The 4,896-nt window shown below is 38.0% G+C and carries 4 protein-coding genes; all 4 read left to right on the top strand.

What is annotated here, in order from left to right:
• The first annotated feature begins 385 nt into the window (after positions 1-385).
• The gene (locus JW841_13670; GenBank protein MBN1961989.1) at positions 386-886 is read left to right on the top strand and encodes an RNA polymerase sigma factor; all 501 of its coding nucleotides are present in this window, start codon (positions 386-388) and stop codon (positions 884-886) included.
• Positions 887-890: 4 nt separating this feature from the next.
• Positions 891-1,673 (top strand): DUF4384 domain-containing protein, encoded by a 783-nt coding sequence (locus tag JW841_13665; protein ID MBN1961988.1) that lies wholly within the window; start codon positions 891-893, stop codon positions 1,671-1,673.
• Position 1,674: 1 nt separating this feature from the next.
• The gene (locus JW841_13660) at positions 1,675-3,312 is read left to right on the top strand and encodes a caspase family protein (GenBank protein ID MBN1961987.1); all 1,638 of its coding nucleotides are present in this window, start codon (positions 1,675-1,677) and stop codon (positions 3,310-3,312) included.
• A gap of 464 nt (positions 3,313-3,776) precedes the next feature.
• The gene (locus tag JW841_13655) at positions 3,777-4,784 is read left to right on the top strand and encodes a hypothetical protein (protein MBN1961986.1); all 1,008 of its coding nucleotides are present in this window, start codon (positions 3,777-3,779) and stop codon (positions 4,782-4,784) included.
• The last annotated feature ends 112 nt before the right edge of the window (positions 4,785-4,896 follow it).

Here is a 4,896-nt window from a genome sequence, read left to right as displayed (position 1 = left end):
GAGAGTTTTACGTAACTCCTCGTCATTCCTACGAAAGTAGGAATCCAATTCCGATAAAAGTGAAAAATGAGACTAAGAGTCAGGTTAAGGGGGAGGTCATTTCGAACGTAAAGAGGGATCTAAGCCTATACATTTAAAGCACAAGATTTCTCAGCGAAGCTCGAAATGACAGGAATTAAAGTCGAAATTACACCAAGTTTGCCAGGATTTATTTTAAATTTGTTTCTTTTATGTCATTTCCTGGCGTGGTAAGCGCCAGGTGGGGTGCTGAGTAGCTATAAAACTTTTAATTATAATGTTCCCAATTATTTTTATTAGTGGTGTCAAATTTAAAAGAAACAAGGTAATTAATAACCGATGAATAAATACATAGGGCATTAAACCTATGGAGTTAGATGTTGCAGAAATATGTCGTCGTTATGGTGCCAGCATTGTGCGTCGATGTAGAGGTATGCTGCGCAACTCTATTGAGGCCGAAGATGCTGCTCAGGAGGTATTTATTATTGTGATGCAAAAGGGTATTCAATATCGGGGTGATGCCGATATCGCTAGTTGGCTCTATCGTATCACTACCAATCATTGTCTTAATAAAATTCGTTCAAGCAAACGCAGAATTTTACGAGAGCAATCGCAGCAGGTGATAAACTGGAGTATTCGTCCCAATACAGATCCGAATAAAAGATATTATATTAAAGATAGTTTACAAAATTTGTTGGTGCAGCTTGATATAATCGGGCAACAAATATTGGTATATCGTTATCTTGATGGTTTAACCCAGGAAGAAATTGCAAATCTAACCAATAAATCGCGACGTACTATAGGTAAACACTTAAAAAAAATCGAACAATTGCTAGAGAAATGCGAGCAAAGCAAAAACTGTGAGTAGGCAGATGAAAAATAACGGCCATCGATTAAATGAGTGTCTATCAGATATCGTCCTAGATCGGATCGTCGCCGGTGATTATCAACAAGCGCTTCACGCAGAACATTTGAATGTTTGCCATACCTGTCAGATGAGGTTGCGTTTGTTTCAAGACGAACATGATACTGAGCAAGCCCATATTGCACAACTCATACATGTTGCCCAACAATACAGGTTTAAACGACAACAACGCAATAAGATTTGGCGATGGGTAGAGTTACCGAAATTATTAATGGCGTCTGCAGCAGTAGCTGCTTGTGTCTTATTGATAATGTTTACTCATCATGATGATTTGCTCAACAAATCGCAAAATACAAACGCAATTCGTATAAAAGGGACGAATCTGCGCTTTTTTGTGCAACGTCAAGGTGAAGTTTTAAAAGGGAGATCTGGCGATGCATATCAAACTGATGATGCTTTGCGATTTGTGGTATCTAATAATCAACCAAGTTTCTTTTTTCTTGTTGGTGTTGAAGAGTCAGGCAAAGTCACCGCATATTATCCATATCATGGCGAGCAAAGCATTAAACTAGAAGCAGGTGTCGATATGCCTTTACCGGGTAGCTTAGTGCTGGATACATCACAAGAAACAGAGTATTATATTGGGATATTTACTGATAAAGCATTAGATTTTGCCAGCATTGAGCAAGCAGTGCAGGCGGTTAATTATAAAGTATACTCAATGGAGGAAGGTCTAAAAACCATCGATTTGCCGGGAGTTCATCATTTAATTATCGTACGAAGAGAATAGCGTGAAGACTAAGTTTTTATTGTGGTTATTGCAGTTGTTATTTTTACTTACGCCAGTATTAGGTAGCGCTATTACTAATCGACCTCGCTATTTAGCTATTATTGTTGGTAATGACCACGGCCTTAATGATGAATTAGAACTTCGTTATGCTGCAACTGATGCCGAAAAAGTAGCTAAGGTGCTAGTTGATTTAGCTGGGTTTGATACGCATGACATACATTTATTAAAAAATGCTCAAGCTAAAGATTTAAAACGAATTTTTGCCGATATTAATGATTCAAAACAAAACGATAAACAACCAGCGATTTCACTTTTGTTCTTTTATTATTCTGGCCATGGCGATGGCGCGAATTTGCACATGCAAGGTTCAAAGTTACCGTTTGCGCAATTGCGTAGCATGCTTGCTCAAACCAAAGCGCAAGTTTCGATAACCCTGATGGACTCATGCAAGAGTGGTGCTTTAACTAGAGCAAAAGGGGCCACATTGGGGCCAGCGTATGAAATAGAATTTTTAAAAGACCCCGAAGTTGAAGGACGGATAATAATCACATCTAGTAGTGAAGATGAGATATCGCAAGAATCTGATAAAATTGAAGGTTCGTTTTTTACCCACAATTGGATTTCGGGTTTATATGGGGCTGCGGATGCTAATGCTGATGAAATTGTTACCTTAGAAGAAGCTTATCGTTATGCACATTATCGAACGGTAGAAGAAACGATTACAAGTCGCGGGGGTGTGCAACATCCGTCATATAGTTTTTCGCTGACGGGTCAAGGTAATGTTGTACTTTCAAGACTTGCACGCAGTAGCGCTAATATTGAAATACAGTCAGATAAAATTGCAGGACAATACTATATAGTAGACGCTGAAAAGCAGCTAATGCTGACAGAGATCACTCAAGCCGCTAGTGGTATTACCAGAGTTAGGTTGCCTCCAGGTCGTTATCTGGTAAAAAAACGCGAATCCCAAAGATTACTTGTTGCTGAGATACAGGCGCAACAGAACACTACCGCGAAAATTTTTGATACTAAAATGCAGGAAATTCCATACGTTAAAGACAGTAATAAAGGGCAAGGTGATATACCTACTATATTTGCGCATGGCCCGTTATTTTTTATGGGATTACGCAACGCCCTTACTAAAGGAATGGATCAAACAACCGAGTTGCGAGCAGGTTATCGAGTTACCTTGAGTAATGTGTTTTTTGAGCCACGTTTTATTTATCGCCGTGCAAACTTAGTAGGTTCTGATGGTGATTATATTCATGCGGAATATGATTTTGGCATGGCATTTGGCCTGCGTTATAAATTTAGTAAATTAATGGTTACTGGTGCCCTTGACGGTGGATTTGTGATTTATGATCAAACTAAAAAAGAATTTGCTAGCGCGGCAAAAGCTTCAGAAGATGCAGGCATGGCAGGTAGCGATAATGCTAACGCTCAAACTTCACCTCCGCCGCAAGGGGCAATCCCATTGGGTTTGCAAGGTGGATTATTGCTTGGTGTTGATTATCAATTGAGTGCCACTATAGTTGCAGGATTATACGGTTATATGGGTGTCGCTAAATTTAAACAAGACGATAATACTAATACAGTGTTTGTTAAAAGTGGTGGTCTTGGTATTGCATATTTATTTTAATTCTCAAAACATTTTTAAAATCTGAATTGACGTACCAGAAGCCACAAAAGAATAAACAGTCCGATAGTAATTATGAGCATCATTGTAATGCTGGATACGAAATATGGGAAGAATAGCAAGATAACTCCGACTATAATAAATAAAAATCTATGTGAACGTTTGCCATAGATAAATAAACCAAAACCAATGCTGTTGATAATGATAGAAATGAATAAGTTTAGTGGATTAAATGACATAATACTTATAGTATGCAACAAATCTGACCTATTTTATAGTTAGAACGGTAAAAACATAGCAGCCATAGTATTTTTTAAGCCATTTAAATATAGGTAATGAATTGTATGTGTTTTTATCAATATGTTTTTTATCACTATCTTGCCAAGCATAAAGAAAGTAGAATGAATGCTTAACCTGGGTATTATTGGTATTGTTTTGGTTAATAAACACTAAGTATAGGTAGCTATATGTCAATTGGTTTTGTTTTTCTTTTAGTTACCGCGTTACAAACACTATCAACGCAATCAGTTATAAATGCAGTCTCAATAACAAATTCTCCTTTAACACCATCTCAAATTTTAAGTGTTGAGCGTCAGGTAAAGTTAATAGGGGAGGTGATGCCTACTAATTTATGTGAATATAAGCAAGCAGCCCCAGCATGCATGCCGGTGGTAGTAATTGCGTCGGGAGCTTCATTTTTTGCGTACCGTGATGCCATAGCTGCATTACTTGAGAAGCCATTATTCAATGATCGGCTCACGTTTTTGCGTCCTATAATACGAGTAGCTTCTCCGGATGACTTACTAAAAAAATTAGAAGGAGCAGCATTGCTTATTGTTCTTGATGGTGTATCGCTATCGTTATTTAAAGATTACTGCACCCAACATGGTATTATCACTATGTCTGATGTTATTTCTTTTGTTATTAACGATGAAGTGGATGGTAGTTTTGCGATGCAAGATGGTAAAACATTATTAACTACCAAGCAGCGTGATTTTTTTAAACAACGTGATGAATCAAAGCATAAGTTTAGTTTTGACTTAGGTGAACCCTATCCATATTTAGCCTTACCATTATCAATTGGTGCAAGTTTTAATAAAGATGGAGGCGATTTTGCTTTAGGTTTTATGGGGGCACTAGCCGTCGAATTTAATAAAGGTGGCCGCTGTCACACTAAGAGCTCATTTGGTCTTGGCATATATGCAGAATACTTAGGCAAGCCCAAAGTAGATGATAGCGCGCAATATGGGTTTGGCGGATTATTAATGATACATCGTATTGATGTTACATTTGGTGTAGTTAAAAATAAAACAGCGCCACAAAAAGGCAACATCTATAGTATAGGTTTTTTTGATCAATTCTTGCGTATCCAATTTTCACCGCATTATCGAGAGTATTTGTCAGTTATGGTATCACTGCCTCTTGATATTACCTCATTTTATCGGGCCATCAGTTGTTCCCATTTTTATCTTTAGTATATAAAAATATGCCAGGTTTTTGTTAGGGGGTGTCCCTAAATGTCTCCCGTCGATCTTCACGAAATCCGCTACTTGCGACCGCGTGCTCGCAAAAATCCTGCCTGCGACT

It is taken from the genome of Deltaproteobacteria bacterium, from assembly GCA_016931625.1.
Lineage (GTDB): Bacteria > Myxococcota > XYA12-FULL-58-9 > XYA12-FULL-58-9 > JAFGEK01 > JAFGEK01.
This window is presented reverse-complemented; position numbering and strand designations above follow the sequence as displayed.